The organism is Citrobacter sp. XY323 (assembly GCF_025106035.1).
GTDB lineage: Bacteria > Pseudomonadota > Gammaproteobacteria > Enterobacterales > Enterobacteriaceae > Citrobacter > Citrobacter braakii.
On sequence record NZ_JANYUK010000012.1, the window covers coordinates 51,631 to 69,240 of the forward strand.

General features: G+C 54.6%; 11 protein-coding genes. 7 read left to right on the forward strand and 4 right to left on the reverse strand.

What is annotated here, in order from left to right; genetic code table 11:
- The first annotated feature begins 38 nt into the window (after positions 1–38).
- From nanA to nanQ, 5 genes are all read left to right on the forward strand, one after another.
- Positions 39–932: an N-acetylneuraminate lyase gene (gene nanA, locus N0B36_RS16210; protein ID WP_016154703.1), complete on the forward strand. Its 894-nt coding sequence runs from the start codon at positions 39–41 to the stop codon at positions 930–932.
- A 116-nt stretch (positions 933–1,048) separates the two neighbouring features.
- A complete protein-coding gene (nanT, locus tag N0B36_RS16215; protein WP_016154702.1) occupies positions 1,049–2,539 on the forward strand; it encodes a sialic acid transporter NanT in 1,491 nt (496 codons plus the stop codon).
- A gap of 47 nt (positions 2,540–2,586) precedes the next feature.
- Positions 2,587–3,276, forward strand: a complete 690-nt coding sequence (locus N0B36_RS16220) for an N-acetylmannosamine-6-phosphate 2-epimerase (protein WP_259688635.1) — start codon at positions 2,587–2,589, stop codon at positions 3,274–3,276.
- Positions 3,273–4,142, forward strand: a complete 870-nt coding sequence (nanK, locus tag N0B36_RS16225) for an N-acetylmannosamine kinase (RefSeq protein ID WP_259688636.1) — start codon at positions 3,273–3,275, stop codon at positions 4,140–4,142. Before N0B36_RS16220 ends, nanK begins: the two co-directional genes overlap by 4 nt.
- A gap of 2 nt (positions 4,143–4,144) precedes the next feature.
- Positions 4,145–4,612, forward strand: coding sequence for an N-acetylneuraminate anomerase (nanQ, locus tag N0B36_RS16230; protein WP_259688637.1), 468 nt, complete (start codon positions 4,145–4,147; stop codon positions 4,610–4,612).
- Positions 4,613–4,672: 60 nt separating this feature from the next.
- Here the strand turns inward: nanQ and N0B36_RS16235 are convergent, their stop codons facing one another.
- From N0B36_RS16235 to gltB, 4 genes are all read right to left on the reverse strand, one after another.
- Positions 4,673–5,953: a cytosine deaminase gene (locus N0B36_RS16235; RefSeq protein WP_016157577.1), complete on the reverse strand. Its 1,281-nt coding sequence runs from the start codon at positions 5,951–5,953 to the stop codon at positions 4,673–4,675.
- Positions 5,943–7,193, reverse strand: coding sequence for a cytosine permease (gene codB / locus N0B36_RS16240; RefSeq protein ID WP_047358527.1), 1,251 nt, complete (start codon positions 7,191–7,193; stop codon positions 5,943–5,945). Before codB ends, N0B36_RS16235 begins: the two co-directional genes overlap by 11 nt.
- A gap of 184 nt (positions 7,194–7,377) precedes the next feature.
- The gene (locus tag N0B36_RS16245) at positions 7,378–8,796 is read right to left on the reverse strand and encodes a glutamate synthase small subunit (protein ID WP_016154696.1); all 1,419 of its coding nucleotides are present in this window, start codon (positions 8,794–8,796) and stop codon (positions 7,378–7,380) included.
- A 12-nt stretch (positions 8,797–8,808) separates the two neighbouring features.
- On the reverse strand, positions 8,809–13,269 hold the full coding sequence (gltB, locus tag N0B36_RS16250; RefSeq protein WP_049040924.1) for a glutamate synthase large subunit: 4,461 nt from the start codon (positions 13,267–13,269) through the stop codon (positions 8,809–8,811).
- A gap of 683 nt (positions 13,270–13,952) precedes the next feature.
- Between gltB and N0B36_RS16255 the strand changes: the two genes are divergently transcribed.
- Both N0B36_RS16255 and arcB read left to right on the forward strand, forming a co-directional pair.
- A complete protein-coding gene (locus N0B36_RS16255; RefSeq protein WP_049040958.1) occupies positions 13,953–14,882 on the forward strand; it encodes a TIGR01212 family radical SAM protein in 930 nt (309 codons plus the stop codon).
- A gap of 167 nt (positions 14,883–15,049) precedes the next feature.
- Entirely contained in the window at positions 15,050–17,386 is a 2,337-nt protein-coding gene (gene arcB / locus N0B36_RS16260) for an aerobic respiration two-component sensor histidine kinase ArcB (protein ID WP_016154693.1), read from the forward strand.
- Positions 17,387–17,610 lie beyond the last annotated feature (224 nt).

Below are 17,610 nucleotides of genomic sequence, written 5' to 3' on the forward strand. Positions count from 1 at the left end.
ATGCAGTCAGATAACACTAATCATCATCAGAGGTAGCTATGGCAAGAGATTTAAAAGGCGTAATGCCAGCGTTGTTAACCCCATTCGATAGCCAACAGCGACTGGACATTGAGAGCCTGCGCCGCCTGGTGCGTTTCAACATTGGGCAAGGGATCGACGGGCTCTATGTCGGTGGGTCTACGGGTGAGGCCTTTGTCCAAAACCGCGCTGAGAGAGAGCAGGTACTGGAAATTGTTGCCGAAGAAGCGAAAGGCAAGGTGACGCTGATCGCTCACGTTGGCACAGTGAGTACCGAAGAGAGCCAACAGCTGGCGAGTGCCGCGCATCGCTACGGCTTTGATGCGGTTTCAGCCGTCACACCGTTTTACTATCCGTTCAGCTTTGAAGAGCACTGCGATCACTACCGTGCAATTATTGATTCCGCTGATGGCTTGCCGATGGTGGTCTATAACATCCCGGCGCTGAGCGGCGTAAAACTGACGCTGGATCAGATCAACACGCTGGTGACGTTGCCGGGCGTTGGCGCGCTGAAGCAAACCTCAGGCGATCTCTATCAGATGGAACAGATCCGCCGCGCTCACCCCGATCTGGTGCTTTATAACGGCTATGACGAGATCTTCGCTTCTGGTCTGCTGGCGGGCGCTGATGGCGGTATCGGTAGCACTTACAACATTATGGGATGGCGTTATCAGGGAATTGTGAAAGCGCTCAAAGAAGGCGACATCCGGACGGCGCAAAAGCTGCAAACCGAGTGCAATAAGGTTATCGATCTGCTCATTAAGGTTGGCGTGTTCCGCGGCCTGAAGACGGTATTGCACTATATGGACGTGGTTTCTGTTCCGCTGTGCCGTAAACCATTTGCCCCGGTAGATGAACAATATCTGCCGGAACTGAAAGCGCTGGCCCAGCAATTAATGCTGGAACGCGACTGATCGGACGCCGGATAGCACAATGCTTATCCGGCCTGCAAAAACAAGACTCGTAGGCCGGATAAGGCGAATCCGCCATCCGGCACCACAACGAAAATAAAGATCGTCGGGAGAGTAAAATGAGTACTTCTACCCAGAGCATCCCGTGGTATCGCCATCTCAATCGGGCACAATGGCGGGCATTTTCTGCCGCCTGGCTGGGATATTTGCTTGATGGTTTTGATTTTGTATTAATCGCCCTTGTGCTGACGGAAGTACAAGGCGAATTCGGACTGACGACGGTGCAGGCGGCCAGTCTGATCTCGGCCGCTTTTATCTCCCGCTGGTTTGGCGGGTTAATGCTGGGCGCGATGGGCGATCGTTATGGACGCCGCCTGGCGATGGTCACCAGTATCATTCTGTTCTCTGTGGGGACGCTGGCCTGCGGCTTCGCGCCGGGCTACACCACCATGTTTATCGCCCGCCTGGTTATCGGTATGGGGATGGCTGGTGAGTACGGCTCCAGCGCAACTTATGTTATTGAAAGCTGGCCCAGGCACCTGCGAAACAAAGCCAGCGGCTTCCTGATTTCCGGCTTCTCTGTAGGCGCAGTGATCGCCGCGCAGGTCTACAGCCTGGTGGTCCCGGTCTGGGGATGGCGCGCGCTGTTCTTCATCGGCATTTTGCCGATTATCTTCGCCCTCTGGCTGCGTAAAAATATTCCGGAAGCGGAAGACTGGAAAGAGAAACACGAAGGCAAAGCGCCGGTACGCACGATGGTGGACATTCTCTACCGGGGCGAACATCGGGTTATCAATATTGTGATGACTCTCGCCGCCGCAACCGCGCTGTGGTTCTGCTTTGCAGGCAACCTGCAAAATGCGGCTATCGTGGCGGTCCTTGGCCTGATATGCGCGTTTATCTTCATTAGTTTTATGGTGCAAAGCAGCGGGAAACGCTGGCCGACGGGCGTCATGCTGATGGTGGTTGTGCTGTTTGCCTTCCTTTACTCGTGGCCGATTCAGGCGCTGCTGCCAACCTATCTGAAAACCGAACTGCTGTATGACCCTTCCACTGTCGCCAGGGTACTCTTCTTTAGCGGCTTTGGCGCGGCGGTCGGTTGTTGCGTCGGTGGTTTTCTTGGCGACTGGCTGGGCACGCGTAAGGCCTATGTCTGCAGTCTGCTGGCTTCGCAGTTGCTCATTATTCCAGTGTTTGCGATTGGCGGCTCAAACGTCTGGGTACTGGGTTTACTGCTGTTTTTCCAGCAAATGCTCGGTCAGGGGATCTCCGGGATCTTACCAAAACTGATTGGCGGCTATTTCGATACCGACCAGCGTGCGGCGGGTCTGGGCTTCACCTACAACGTGGGTGCACTGGGCGGGGCGTTGGCACCGATCATCGGTGCGCTGATTGCCCAACGACTGGATCTGGGCACCGCGTTGGGATCGCTCTCTTTCGGCCTGACATTTGTGGTGATCCTGCTGATTGGTCTCGATATGCCGTCTCGCGTACAGCGCTGGCTGCGGCCTGAAGCATTGCGTACGCATGATGCCATTGATGGCAAACCGTTTAGCGGGGCCGTGCCGTTTGGCGGCGACAAAAGCACCATGGTGAAATCCAAAAGTTAATCCGTTTGCCCGGTCCTGCGCCGGGCAATAGTCATAAGGGAATAAGCATGTCGTTACTTGAACAACTGGATATCAAGATTGCCGCGAACGGCGGGCTGATTGTCTCCTGCCAGCCTGTTCCTGACAGCCCGTTAGATAAACCGGAAATTGTTGCGGCGATGGCGCTGGCCGCAGAACAGGCTGGCGCGGTGGCGTTACGCATTGAAGGGGTGGAAAACCTGAAAGCGACCAGGGCGGTAGTTTCGGTGCCGATTATCGGCATTCTCAAACGTGACCTTGATGACTCTCCGGTCCGCATCACCGCATATCTGGAGGATGTTGATGCGTTAGCGCAGGCAGGCGCTGACATCATCGCCATCGACGGTACCGATCGCGTACGTCCGGTACCTGTAGAAACCTTACTGGCGCGTATTCATCATCACCAACGCCTTGCGATGGCTGACTGTTCGTCCATGGCGGATGGCATGGCCTGCCAGAAACTCGGTGCCGAAATCATTGGCACTACCCTTTCTGGTTATACCACGGCAGAAACGCCCGAAGAACCGGATCTGGCTCTGGTGAAGTCTTTAAGCGACGCGGGTTGTCGGGTGATTGCTGAAGGACGTTACAACACGCCAGCGCAGGCCGCTGAGGCGATGCGTCATGGCGCATGGGCGGTGACAGTCGGCTCAGCCATTACCCGGCTGGAGCACATTTGCCAGTGGTACAACACAGCGCTTAAAAAGGCGGTGCTATGACCACGCTGTCGATTGATATTGGCGGCACCAAACTGGCTGTCGCACTGGTAGACAGCAGCCTGCAAATCCAAGAGCGTCATGAATTGCCGACGCCCGCCAGCAAAACACCGGATGCTCTGCGTGCCGCGTTACAAGCACTGGTTGTGCCGCTACAGGGGCAGGCAACGCGGGTGGCGATCGCCTCAACGGGGATTATCCGCGACGGTTCTCTATTGGCGCTGAACCCGCACAACCTCGGCGGGCTGCTGCATTTTCCTCTGGTGCAAACGCTAGAAGATCTCACCGCTTTGCCGACGCTGGCAGTCAATGACGCGCAGGCCGCGGCGTGGGCTGAGTATCATGCGCTTGGCGGCGAGTACCGCGATATGGTGTTTATCACCGTCTCCACTGGTGTAGGCGGCGGGGTGGTAAGTGATGGGAAGCTGCTGACCGGGATTGGCGGTCTGGCCGGGCATCTGGGACATACGCTGGCTGATCCGCATGGGCCGGTGTGCGGTTGCGGGCGTGTGGGTTGTGTCGAGGCGATCGCTTCCGGTCGTGGGATCGCGGCGGCTGCCGAAGGCGCGCTTGCTGGATGCGACGCCAAAACCATTTTTAGCCGCGCCGGGCAGGGTGATGAGCTGGCCAGTCGGTTGATCCATCGTTCGGCACGTACTTTGGCAAGGCTTGTCGCCGATGTGAAGGCCACGATCGATTGCCAGATTGTGGTGATTGGCGGCAGCGTGGGGCTGGCAGAAGGGTATCTGGCGCTGGTGGAGAACTATCTGGCACAAGAGCCTTCGGCTTACCACGTAGAGTTACGGGCGGCGCATTACCGTAATGACGCTGGATTACTGGGGGCCGCGCTGTTGGCCCAGGGAGATTGATTATGATGTCAGCTGAGTTGCGTTCATTGCCTTCTGCCGGATTACATCCGGTTTTGCAGCAGGCGTTAACGCTGGCTGTTGCGGCGAATCCGCAGGAGAAAACGCCAGGGCGCTACGAGTTGCAGGGCGATAATATTTTTATGAATGTTATGCAATTTGCAACGCAGAGCCCGGAGCAAAAGAAAGCGGAACTGCACAGGGAGTACATTGATATTCAAGTACTGTTATCCGGTGAAGAACGCATTCTGTTCGGGATGACTGATTCTGCTCGTCAGTGTGAAGAGATGCACGTTGAGGATGATTATCAGCTGTGTAGTCTGATTGCCGATGAGCAGGCGATGGTACTAAAGCCGGGAAGATTTGTGATTTTTATGCCGGGCGAGCCGCATAAGCCGGGCTGTGTGGTACAGGCTCCGATGGACATCAAAAAGGTGGTGATCAAGGTGCGCGCCAGTTTATTACACACCTGACGATGAGAGTGACGGTGTCGGATGGCAAGGCTTGCGCCATCCGACACCGGATATTACAACCTAGCGCTTAAACGTCACCGCTTCCGGCTGCGTCAGATGCAGCGTCGTTTGGCTCGGCACAGTCTCGGCAATAATTCGCCCGTGACGAATGGAATAACGTGCAGGCGTCTGGCGACGAACCGCGTCAAACCCATTCTCTGCCGGTAAAATCACCAGGTTCGCGGAATTCCCCACGCTCAGACCGTAGTCCTGCAGGTGCAGGGTTTTCGCGCTGTGGGTGGTGATCAGATTCAGGCCATCGTTAATTTGTCCGTATCCCATCAGCTGACACACATGTAACCCCATGTGCAGTACCTGCAGCATATTCGCGGTGCCTAGCGGATACCACGGATCGAAGACGTCATCATGGCCGAAGCAGACGTTGATCTCCGCCTCCAGCATCTCTTTGACGCGTGTAACGCCGCGGCGTTTAGGATACGTGTCAAAGCGCCCTTGCAGGTGAATATTCACCAGTGGATTCGCGACAAAGTTAATGCCGGACATTTTCAACAGGCGGAAAAGACGGGAAGCATACGCGCCGTTATAGGAGTGCATTGCCGTAGTATGGCTGGCGGTCACGCGCTCGCCCATATTGTCGCGATGGGCCAGCGCCGCGACGGTTTCAACAAAGCGTGATTGCTCATCGTCAATTTCGTCACAGTGCACGTCGATAAGTCTGTCGTATTTTTGCGCGAGGGCGAAAATTTTGTGCAACGACTCCACGCCATATTCACGCGTAAATTCAAAGTGGGGGATCGCACCAATGACGTCGGCACCCAAACGCACGGCTTCCTCTAATAACGCTTCACCGTTGGGATAAGAAAGAATGCCCTCTTGCGGGAACGCGACAATCTGTAGCTCTACCCACGGAGCGACTTCTTGCTTCACCTCCAGCATGGCTTTCAGCGCCGTCAGCGTAGGGTCGGAAACGTCAACGTGAGTGCGGACATACTGGATGCCGTTGGCCATCTGCCACTTAAGAGTCTGCATGGCGCGCGCTTTGACGTCATCGTGAGTGAGCATTGCCTTACGTTCGGCCCAGCGCTCAATGCCTTCAAATAACGTACCAGACTGGTTCCAGCTCGGCTCCCCCGCGGTTTGCGTGGTATCCAGGTGGATATGTGGCTCTACGAACGGTGGGATTGCCAGGCCACCTTCGGCATCAAGCACTTCACCCTGTGGCAATGTAGCGGCATCCTGAGCCTCAATTCGGCTGAAGCGCCCGTTTTCAACCGTGAGCTGCCACAATCCTTCGCGTCCCTGTAAACGCGCCTGACGAATGGTGATGTTATTATTCTGCATGGCTGACCTCTGGTGATTTAGCAAGGCTGCGATTGAAAAGTGGGTTCAACAGGATATAGCTGAATACGCCGCCGAGTACGGCGTTGACGGGCACGATACCGGGAATATAGTGACCGGCGGCAATCCCCAGTGCAACGGACAGGATAGCTATCCAGTTTACGGAAATAAATTGTGCTTTGCTGAAGTCGGCATATCGGCGATGGTTCAGCAGATAGTCGGCGATAATCACTCCACCAATTGGAGGAATCGCTGCCGACAAAAATGTCAGCCAACCGACAAAGTTATTGTAAAGCCACAGTGCGCACAGTGTGCCGATAATACCGTTAGCCACCGACAGCGAACGGCTGGAAAGGCCGGTAATATTGGCAAATCCCAAACCTGAAGCGTAGAGCGCATTGTCGTTGGTGGTCCAGATATTCAGGCCGAGAACCACAATTGCGGGCAGCAGCAGGCCCTGAGCAATCATTACGTCAGAGATGTCCGCCTGTCCAACAGCGGCGGCACCCGCAGCGCCGAAGATAAACATCAATGAGTTGCCAAGGAAAAATGCCACCATGGCAATCAGTACCGCACCTTTGGCGTTGCGGCCAAAGCGGACAAAGTCGGCGGTTAACGTGCCTGCGCTGATAAATGAGCCGACCACCAGCGCCAGTGCGGTGGAGAAATTCAGCGGTGTCTGCGGCACTATCGCTTTTAAATGGTCTAAACCGCCGACATCGCTCACCGCCAGCCAGACGGAGTAGCTGCCAAGAACGACGATGGCAGGTACGGCGATGATAGATAAAACGGTCAGAGCCGAGATGCCAAAAAAGATAGTCAGGGTCATCAACAGACCGGAAACCGCAATCAGAATATTGACGTCAATCCCCGTCGCTTTGCCAACCGGGATAGCAAACATGGCCACACCAACGCCAAACCAGCCTACCTGTGTACCGCCTAAGAGCAGTGAGGGAAGCCATGAACCTTTCAAACCAAATGAGTAACGTGCCAGAAGGTGGGTTGAGAGCCCTGTTTTTGCGCCGATAAAACCGAGAAATGCAGTGTAAATACCGAGGAGAAGATTACCGAAGAGAACTGCAAGGAAGAAATCATTATAGGAAAGACCGGTACCGAGTGTGCCACCGGTCCACATACTGGCGGAAAAAAATGTGAGTCCCAACATGACAAACGTTAGTGGAATCACGCCCTTCCGCGCCGCCAGAGGGACGGGGCCCTGGCTATAATTGTTGTCCTGCGACACAACGCCTCCATGAATTTTGCCCAAAAAATCCGCCGCATAATATACAGTTTTCAGAATAAAGCAAACGTTTCCGTATGTTTTTTAGTTCTCTTTCACGGTGTTGATAGAGGGGAGGGGGCAGGGGTATTGCGAGGAATCTGGCATCTCATCAGCGTTTGAAGATGAGATGCCAGAAGATGCTTACTTACACTTCCAGGTAGTTCAGGATACCGTCTGCCGCTTTACGACCTTCGGCAATCGCGGTGACTACAAGATCCGAACCACGCACGATGTCGCCACCAGCGAAGATTTTTGGGTTACTGGTCTGGAAGGCGTTATCGCTGCGTTCCGGAGCAATAATACGGCCCTGAGAATCCAGCTCGACGCTGTGCTCTTTCAGCCACTCCATACTGTGCGGGCGGAAGCCAAACGCCAGTACCACCGCATCAGCCGGAACAACGTGCTCGGAACCGGCGACGATCTCCGCGCGGCGACGCCCCTTCGCATCCGGTTCGCCCATTTCAGTGCGCGCCATTTTCACGCCGCACACTTTACCGTTGGCATTCACTTCCACGCCTAAAGGCTGGACGTTGAACTGGAACTCGACGCCTTCTTCACGCGCGTTTTTCACCTCGCGTTTGGAACCCGGCATGTTCTCTTCGTCGCGGCGATAGGCGCAGATCACGTGTGCCGCGTTCTGGCGAACTGAGGTCCGCACGCAGTCCATCGCGGTATCGCCACCGCCGAGAACAACGACGCGTTTGCCTTCCATGCTGATGTACGGCTCGTCACTGCTTTCGCCAAATCCCATCAACTGTTTGGTATTGGCGATCAGGAACGGCAGGGCATCAAATACGCCGGAAGCGTCTTCGTTTTCCAGCCCACCGCGCATCGACTGATAGGTACCTACGCCAAGGAACACGGCATCGTAATCCTTCAGCAGATCGTTAAGCTGCACGTCGCGGCCCACTTCCACGTTTAGTTTGAACTCAATGCCCATACCGGTGAAGATTTCACGGCGACGGGTCATGACCTCTTTCTCCAGCTTGAATGCCGGGATCCCGAAGGTCAGCAGACCGCCGATTTCCGGGTGGCGGTCAAATACCACCGCCTTCACGCCGTTGCGGGTCAGCACATCAGCACAGGCCAGGCCCGCCGGACCTGCACCGATGATCGCCACGCGCTTGTCCGTCTGGCGAACGCCAGTCATATCCGGACGCCAGCCCATCTCGAACGCTTTATCGTTGATATAGCGCTCTATGTTGCCGATAGTCACCGCACCGAACTCATCGTTTAGCGTGCAGGATCCTTCACAAAGACGATCCTGCGGGCACACTCGGCCACAGACTTCCGGCAGAGTGTTAGTCTGGTGCGACAGTTCTGCCGCTTCAAAAATACGTCCCTCATTCGCCAGCTTAAGCCAGTTCGGGATGTAGTTATGTACCGGGCACTTCCACTCGCAGTACGGGTTGCCGCAGGAAAGACAGCGATCTGCCTGTGCTTTGGCCTGGCCTTCTGAAAACGGCTCGTAGATCTCGATAAATTCGATCTTACGGATCTTCAGCGGTTTCTTCGGTGGATCAACGCGCTGCAGGTCGATAAATTGGTATACGTTCTGACTCATTGCTGCTACCCCTTACTGCGCCTGCACACGCAGCTCTGCTGCGCTACGACTACGGTGACCCAACAGTGCTTTCACATCACTGGATTTCGGTTTTACTAGCGCGAATTTCGCCGAGAATGCTGGCCAGTTCGCCAGGATCTCTTCGCCGTGTGAAGAACCGGTATGTTGTACGTGCTCGGTAATCAGACCGCGCAGGTGTTCCTCATGAATAGCCAGCGAGTCCACGCTCAGTACTTCTACCAGTTCCGGGTTCACGCGTTTGCGGAATTCACCGTCTTCGTCGAGCACGTAGGCGAATCCGCCGGTCATGCCCGCACCGAAGTTGACGCCGGTTTTGCCGAGAATACACACGATGCCGCCGGTCATATATTCACAGCCGTTGTCGCCAATACCTTCAACCACGGTAATAGCGCCGGAGTTACGCACCGCAAAACGCTCACCCGCACGACCCGCAGCAAACAGGCGGCCACCGGTAGCACCATACAGGCAGGTGTTACCAATGATGCTCGCCTCATGGCTACGGAAAGCAGAGCCAACCGGAGGACGCACTGCCAGCAGGCCGCCCGCCATGCCTTTACCGACATAGTCGTTGGCATCGCCGGTCAGATACAGCTCCACGCCGCCCGCGTTCCACACGCCGAAGCTCTGGCCTGCGGTACCGCTGAAGTGCGCTTTAATCGGGTCAGATGCCAGCCCCTGATCGCCATGCGTCTGAGCGATATAGCCCGACAGCGATGCGCCGACGGAACGGTCGGTGTTGCGGATATCGAACCAGAAGGTTTTGCTCTGGCGCTCGTCGACAAACGGTTTCGCCTGCTGTAACAGCTGGGCGTTCAGCACGCCGTTATCAAACGGCGGATTGTTTTCAGTGCAATGCAGCGCTTTACCTGGATGCGGTTCAGCGGTTTCCAGCAGACGAGACAGCTCCAGTTTCTGCTGCTTGGCAGTAAACCCTTCCAGCTCTTTGAGCAGGTCGGTACGACCAATCAGATCCACCAGACGTTTTACGCCCAGTTGTGCCATCAGCTCGCGGGTTTCGCGGGCGATAAATTCAAAGTAGTTAGTCACTTTGAACGGCAGGCCGTGATAGTGGTTCTTACGCAGTTTGTCATCCTGAGTTGCCACGCCGGTTGCGCAGTTGTTCAGATGGCAAATACGCAGGTATTTACAGCCCAGCGCGACCATGGGGCCGGTGCCGAAACCGAAGCTTTCTGCACCCAAAATTGCCGCTTTAATGATATCGACGCCGGTTTTCAGACCGCCATCGACCTGCAGACGGATCTTGTGACGCAGACCGTTAGCCACCAGCGCCTGCTGGGTTTCCACCAGACCGAGTTCCCACGGGCAGCCCGCATATTTCACTGAGGAGAGCGGACTTGCACCGGTACCGCCATCGTAGCCGGCAATGGTAATCAGATCCGCATAGGCTTTCGCCACGCCGGTGGCGATGGTACCGACGCCTGGTTCAGAAACCAGCTTCACCGAGATCATCGCTTTCGGGTTGACCTGTTTCAGGTCGAAAATCAGCTGCGCTAAGTCCTCGATAGAGTAGATATCGTGGTGCGGCGGTGGGGAGATCAGCGTCACGCCCGGCACCGAATAACGCAGTTTGGCGATGTACGGGGTGACTTTATCACCCGGTAACTGACCGCCTTCGCCCGGCTTCGCGCCTTGAGCGACTTTAATCTGAATGACATCAGCATTGACCAGGTACGCTGGGGTTACGCCAAAGCGACCGGAAGCCACCTGCTTAATGCGCGACACCTTGTTAGTGCCGTAGCGTGCCGGATCTTCGCCGCCTTCACCGGAGTTCGAGTTACCGCCGATGCTGTTCATGGCTTCGGCCAGCGCCTCGTGTGCTTCCGGGCTTAATGCCCCGATAGACATCGCTGCGGTATCAAAGCGTTTAAACAGTTCGGTTGCGGGTTCTACTTCGCTAATGCTTACGGCTTCATCGCCAGGTGTAATCGCCAGCAGATCGCGCAGCGTGGCCGCCGGACGCTCATTGACCAGCTTTGCATATTCCTGATAGTCGCTGTACTCGCCGCTTTGTACTGCCTGTTGCAGCGTGCGCACCACGTCCGGGTTGTAGGCGTGGTATTCGCCGCCGTGGACGTATTTCAGCAAACCGCCCTGGCTGATAGGCTTACGCGCCAGCCAGGCATGTTTGGAGAGGTTCAGCAGATCCTGCTGGAAGTCGGTAAAACCCGCGCCGCTGATGCGACTGACCACGCCCTGGAAGCATAAAGCCACAACATCATCGTGCAGACCAACGGCTTCAAACAACTTCGAGCAGCGGTAAGAGGCGATGGTCGAGATGCCCATTTTGGACATGATTTTGTACAGACCCTTGTTGATGCCGTTACGGTAGTTCAGCATCACGGTCCGGTAATCTTTGGCAATCGCCTGAGTGTCGATCAGACGTCCCAGCGTTTCATACGCCAGATACGGATAAATGGCCGTCGCGCCAAAACCGAGCAGAACGGCAAAATGGTGCGGGTCACGGGCGCTGGCGGTTTCAACGATGATGTTGGCATCGCAACGCAGGCTTTGTTCTACCAGACGTGTTTGTACTGCGCCAACGGCCATCGGTGCCGGAACCGGCAAGCGGTTTTTTGCGATATTACGGTCAGAGAGCACCAGTAGCACTGTGCCGTTACGCACCATCTGTTCAGCCTTATCGCACAATGCCTTGACGGTCTCTTCGAGCGTGGTTTCAGTCACGTCGAAGGTGATATCCAGTCGGTCAGCGCGATAATGCTCCTCTTTCATGGTGGTGAGCTGGGTGAAATCGGAGTACAGCAGGATCGGCGACTTAAAGCTCAGACGGTGCGCCTGACCTTCGGCTTCGCAGAAGACGTTCATCTCACGACCGATGCTGGTGGCCAGCGACATGACGTGCGCTTCACGCAGCGGGTCGATCGGCGGGTTGGTGACCTGGGCAAACTGCTGGCGGAAGTAGTCATAAATGATGCGCGGCTGGCTGGAGAGCACGGCAAACGGGGTATCATCACCCATTGAACCGACCGCTTCCTGACCATTTTCACCGAGCACGCGGATAACGGAATCCAGCTCTTCAGCGCTGTAGTTAAACTGTTTCTGGTAGCTGGCGAGGGTGTCATCGTCCAGTTCACGGCTGCCGACCTGATCGTCAGCCAGGTCTTCGAAAGGCACCAGACGGCGGACGTTCTTCTCCATCCACTCTTTGTAGGGGTGGCGGCTTTTCAGATCGTCATCGGTTTCAGCCGAATGCAGAATGCGCCCGCTACGGGTATCGATAACCATCAACTCCCCAGGGCCGACGCGACCTTTCTCAACCACTTCATCTGGCTGATAATCCCAGATCCCGACTTCAGAAGCGCAGGTAATCAGCTTGTCTTTGGTGATGACGTAGCGCGCCGGACGCAGGCCGTTGCGGTCAAGGTTACAGGCGGCAAAGCGACCGTCGGACATAACGATACCCGCCGGACCATCCCACGGCTCCATGTGCATGGAGTTAAAGTCGAAGAACGCGCGCAGCTCCGGGTCCATATCCGGGTTGTTCTGCCAGGCCGGCGGTACCAGTAAACGCATGGCGCGGATGATATCCATCCCGCCAGCCAGCAGCAGTTCCAGCATGTTATCCATTGAGCTGGAGTCGGAGCCGGTTTCGTTAACGAACGGTGCGGCGTCGTGCAGATCAGGGATCAGCGGCGTCTGGAATTTATAGGTACGGGCGCGCGCCCACTGGCGGTTGCCGGTGATGGTGTTGATTTCACCATTGTGCGCCAGGTAGCGAAACGGTTGCGCCAGCGGCCAGCGTGGTACGGTGTTGGTGGAGAAGCGCTGGTGGAACAGGCAGATGGCCGATTCCAGACGCAGGTCCGCCAGGTCCAGGTAAAAGCGCGGCAGATCCGCCGGCATACACAGACCTTTATAGATATTGACCAGGTTCGACAAGCTACAGACGTAGAAGTCTTTATCTTCCTGGAGGCGTTTTTCGATACGACGGCGCGCGATGAACAGGCGACGCTCCATATCACGCGGACGCCAGCCCGCAGGGGCATTAACAAAAATTTGCTCGATACGAGGCAGGGAGGAGAGCGCAATTTCACCGAGAACACCTTCGTTAGTCGGCACGTCGCGCCAGCCGACAATCGACAGGGTCTCCTGCTGTAATTCTTCTTCTACAATGCGACGAGAAGCCGCTGCCAGCTCAGCGTCTTTATTTAAAAAGATCATGCCGACGGCGTAGTTTTTGGCTAAACGCCAGCCGCGCTCTTGCGCTACGATGCGGAAAAAGCGGTCAGGTTTTTGTAACAGCAGGCCGCAACCATCGCCGGTTTTTCCATCGGCAAGAATTGCGCCACGGTGCTGCATGCGGGCCAGTGCGTGTATGGCGGTACGCACTACCTTGTGGCTAGGTTCGCCTTCTATGTGGGCGATCAGGCCGAAACCACAGTTATCCCTCTCAAGGGATTTATCGTACAACATATCAGTGAACCTCCCCAGGCTCTGCGGGATTCCCATCTGGACCGTTGCGCACGGGCACACCAAGAGCATGGCGACGGGGTTTGCGTGCATACGCTTACCTCGCATTCGCCCTCTTTATCCTTTTCGCACAGGTCAAACAAGTTTGAGGACTTGCTTCAGAGGGAATCTCAATTACTGCATAAATATGATGAGCAGACTGCTCATCCAGAAAGCTTCCAGCGGATTTCCAAGTTATCGGGAATCCACACACAGGTCAAATGGCAATCTTATTTATGCAAAAATGTGCTATTGGGCAATTAACTTTATGAAAATATTGAAATAAAAGGGTTTTATACATTGATATAACCTGAGGAGGATGCCCTGGGAAGTGTGATCTGTCTCACTGTAAGAGAGGCCGGATATCTCTCGTCCTCCCTTTGTTTATCGATATACTTGGCATTTTATGCTGGTTTTTAGAGTTTTGGCGTCTTAAAGATACTGTTTTTACGCTGAGAGTATAAGAAGATAAAAAAAACAGCTGGATATAAGGAAAAGTAATTATATTTTGAGTGAATGAAATTTCGATTATTTTGATTTGTTATGCAATAAATAAAGGCTCGCCAGGGCGATTGATCCAGGTCATCGCCGACTGGGGCAAAAAATGGCAGGCTTTGGCCTCTTTTCAAGGCGCGGTCTACCAGATTATGCAGTTACAGAAATTAGTCAATATGTTTGGTGGGGATCTTTCTCGCCGTTATGGGCAAAAGGTTCATAAACTCACGCTGCACGGCGGATTTAGCTGTCCAAACCGTGATGGCACCATCGGACGCGGCGGATGTACTTTCTGTAATGTCGCCTCGTTTGCCGATGAAGCACAGCAGCACCATTCAATTGCCGAGCAGCTTGAGCATCAGGCGCAGTTGGTCAATCGCGCCAGACGCTATCTGGCCTATTTCCAGGCTTATACCAGCACCTTCGCGGAAGTACAGGTGCTGCGTTCGATGTATCAACAGGCGGTCAGCCAGGCCAACATCGTCGGGTTATGCGTTGGGACGCGCCCCGACTGCGTGCCGGATGCGGTACTCGATCTGCTTTGTGAGTATAAAGACCTCGGCTATGAGGTATGGCTGGAGCTCGGTCTGCAAACCGCGCATGACAAAACTCTGCACCGGATTAACCGCGGCCATGATTTTGCCTGCTATCAGAACACCACGCGGCTGGCGCGCGAGCGCGGGCTGAAAGTGTGCTCACACCTGATTGTTGGCCTGCCGGGAGAAGGACAGGCAGACTGTCTGCAAACCATGGAACGAGTGGTGGAGACGGGCGTTGACGGTATTAAGCTGCATCCGCTGCATATTGTGAAAGGCAGTACGATGGCAAAGGCCTGGGAAGCCGGACGGCTGAACGGAATTGAACTGGACGACTACACGGTTACCGCCGGGGAGATGATCCGCCATACGCCGCCAGAGGTGATTTATCATCGAATCTCTGCCAGCGCGCGTCGCCCAATGCTGTTGGCTCCGCTATGGTGTGAAAACCGCTGGACCGGGATGGTCGAACTGGATCGCTATCTCAATGCTCATGGTGTTCAAGGCTCTGCGCTTGGCACTCCGTGGATTCAGCCTGGGAGCTAACCATCCGGCAATCTGCGCCTGCTTGCCTGATGACGCTACGCTTATCAGGCCCACGTTGAATCTCTCCTCGGTCATTTCACCGATAACCTCCGCATTTCTTGCACAATCTTCAACGTCACGCTGAGAATTGAGTATTATTGTGCCAAGTTGTCGTGAAGGAACCCTCTATGAAGCAAATCCGTATGCTGGCGCAATATTACGTCGACCTGATGATGAAATTGGGTCTGGTGCGCTTTTCGCTGTTATTGGCGCTGGCGCTGGTCGTGTTGGCGATTGTGGTGCAGATGGCTGTCACCATGGTGCTGCATGGCCAGGTAGAAAGCATTGATGTTATCCGCTCTATCTTTTTTGGTCTGTTAATTACCCCCTGGGCCGTCTATTTTCTGTCAGTGGTGGTGGAGCAACTGGAAGAGTCCCGGCAACGCTTGTCACGACTGGTACAAAAGCTGGAAGAGATGCGCGAGCGCGATCTCAAGCTCAATGTGCAGTTGAAAGATAATATTGCCCAGCTTAATCAGGAAATTGTTGAGCGCGAAAAAGCCGAAGCGGAGCGCCAGGATACGTTCGAGCAGTTGAAGGTTGAAATCAAAGAGCGCGAAGAAGCGCAGATTCAGCTTGAGCAGCAGTCTTCCTTTTTACGCTCTTTCCTTGATGCCTCGCCGGATCTGGTTTTTTATCGTAATGAAGATAAAGAATTTTCCGGCTGTAACCGTGCCATGGAACTGCTGACCGGCAAGAGCGAAAAGCAGTTGGTGAATTTAAAACCGGCTGATGTTTACTCCCCTGAGGCGGCAGAAAAGGTCATTGAAACCGACGAGAAGGTGTTCCGTCATAACGTCTCACTCACCTACGAACAGTGGCTGGACTATCCGGACGGGCGCAAAGCCTGCTTTGAAATTCGCAAAGTGCCTTACTATGACCGCGTAGGTAAGCGACATGGTCTAATGGGCTTTGGGCGCGATATTACCGAGCGTAAGCGTTATCAGGATGCGCTAGAGCGCGCCAGCCGCGATAAGACCACCTTCATTTCTACCATCAGCCACGAACTGCGTACTCCGCTTAACGGCATTGTCGGCTTAAGCCGGATCCTGCTGGATACGGATCTGACCGCTGAGCAGGAAAAATACCTGAAAACAATCCACGTCTCTGCCGTGACGCTGGGGAATATTTTCAACGATATTATCGACATGGATAAGATGGAGCGACGTAAAGTTCAGCTCGATAACCAACCGATCGATTTCACCAGCTTTATGGCGGATCTGGAAAACCTCTCTGGCCTGCAGGCGCAGCAAAAAGGGCTGCGTTTTGTGCTTGAGCCGACGTTACCACTACCGCATAAGGTCATTACCGACGGCACGCGTTTGCGCCAGATTCTGTGGAATCTGATCAGCAACGCCGTGAAGTTTACCCAGCAGGGGCAGGTAACCGTGCGGGCGCGCTATGACCAGGGGAATATACTGCATTTCGAGGTTGAAGATTCTGGGATCGGTATTCCGCAGGATGAGCAAGATAAAATCTTCGCCATGTATTATCAGGTGAAGGACAGCAATGGCGGCAAACCGGCAACGGGAACCGGGATTGGACTGGCCGTATCGAAGCGTCTGGCGAAAAACATGGGCGGCGATATTACGGTCTCCAGCCAGGCTGGCAAAGGCTCCATCTTTACGCTGACCGTGCATGCGCCTGCGGTAGCGGAAGAGATTGAAGACGCCTTTGAAGACGACGACATGCCGCTGCCAGCCCTGAATGTGCTGCTGGTGGAAGATATCGAACTGAACGTTATTGTCGCGCGTTCAGTGCTGGAAAAACTGGGCAACAGCGTGGATGTCGCCATGACCGGGAAAGCCGCGCTGGAAATGTTCACGCCGGGTGAATATGACCTGGTGCTGCTGGATATTCAGCTACCGGATATGACCGGTCTGGATATCTCGCGCGAGCTGACGCAAAAATACGCCCGTGAGGACCTGCCGCCGCTGGTTGCGCTTACCGCCAACGTTCTGAAAGATAAAAAAGAGTATCTGGACGCGGGAATGGACGATGTGCTGAGTAAACCGCTGTCGGTTCCGGCGTTAACCGCCATGATCAAAAAATACTGGGATACCCGAAACAAAGAGGAGAGCACTGTGACATCTGAAGAGAGCAGTAAATCGCAAGCGCTGTTAGATATTCCTATGTTGGAACAATACCTCGAGCTGGTGGGACCGAAGTTAATAACCGACGGGCTGGCGGTGTTTGAGAAGATGATGCCGGGATATTTGAGCGTGCTGGAGTCCAATCTGACCGCACGGGATAAAAAAGGCGTTGTTGAGGAAGGCCATAAAATTAAAGGCGCGGCAGGTTCCGTGGGGCTGCGCCACCTGCAACAGTTAGGTCAGCAAATCCAGTCGCCAGATCTTCCAGCCTGGGAAGATAATGTTGCTGAATGGATTGAAGAGATGAAGCAGGAGTGGCAGCACGACGTGGCGGTATTGAAGGCCTGGGTGGCGAGCGTGGAAAAAAAATGACCCCGGCTTGACCGGGGTGCGCGAATACTGCGCCAACACCAGGGAAATCGTGGCTGCGCCGTAAATTATTATCATTGTTTACAAGGGCGCAGCCCTAATTTTCAGGCCGCACGCAGTTAAGATAGCAAATCTTAAATAATTTGTTACATGAATCAGTTAAATGTGTGAAGCGTAGCATTTAAATCATAATAACTAATATGTTTCAGCCAGTTGAGAAAGGAGTA

Bases quoted from the DNA above. Each gene is read 5' to 3' on its own strand.
- nanA (WP_016154703.1), top strand. From the start codon at position 39: ATGGCAAGAGATTTAAAAGGCGTAATGCCAGCGTTGTTAACCCCATTC.
- nanT (WP_016154702.1), top strand. From the start codon at position 1,049: ATGAGTACTTCTACCCAGAGCATCCCGTGGTATCGCCATCTCAATCGG.
- N0B36_RS16220 (WP_259688635.1), top strand. From the start codon at position 2,587: ATGTCGTTACTTGAACAACTGGATATCAAGATTGCCGCGAACGGCGGG.
- nanK (WP_259688636.1), top strand. From the start codon at position 3,273: ATGACCACGCTGTCGATTGATATTGGCGGCACCAAACTGGCTGTCGCA.
- nanQ (WP_259688637.1), top strand. From the start codon at position 4,145: ATGATGTCAGCTGAGTTGCGTTCATTGCCTTCTGCCGGATTACATCCG.
- N0B36_RS16235 (WP_016157577.1), bottom strand. From the start codon at position 5,953: ATGCAGAATAATAACATCACCATTCGTCAGGCGCGTTTACAGGGACGC.
- N0B36_RS16245 (WP_016154696.1), bottom strand. From the start codon at position 8,796: ATGAGTCAGAACGTATACCAATTTATCGACCTGCAGCGCGTTGATCCA.
- gltB (WP_049040924.1), bottom strand. From the start codon at position 13,269: ATGTTGTACGATAAATCCCTTGAGAGGGATAACTGTGGTTTCGGCCTG.
- N0B36_RS16255 (WP_049040958.1), top strand. From the start codon at position 13,953: ATGCAGTTACAGAAATTAGTCAATATGTTTGGTGGGGATCTTTCTCGC.
- arcB (WP_016154693.1), top strand. From the start codon at position 15,050: ATGAAGCAAATCCGTATGCTGGCGCAATATTACGTCGACCTGATGATG.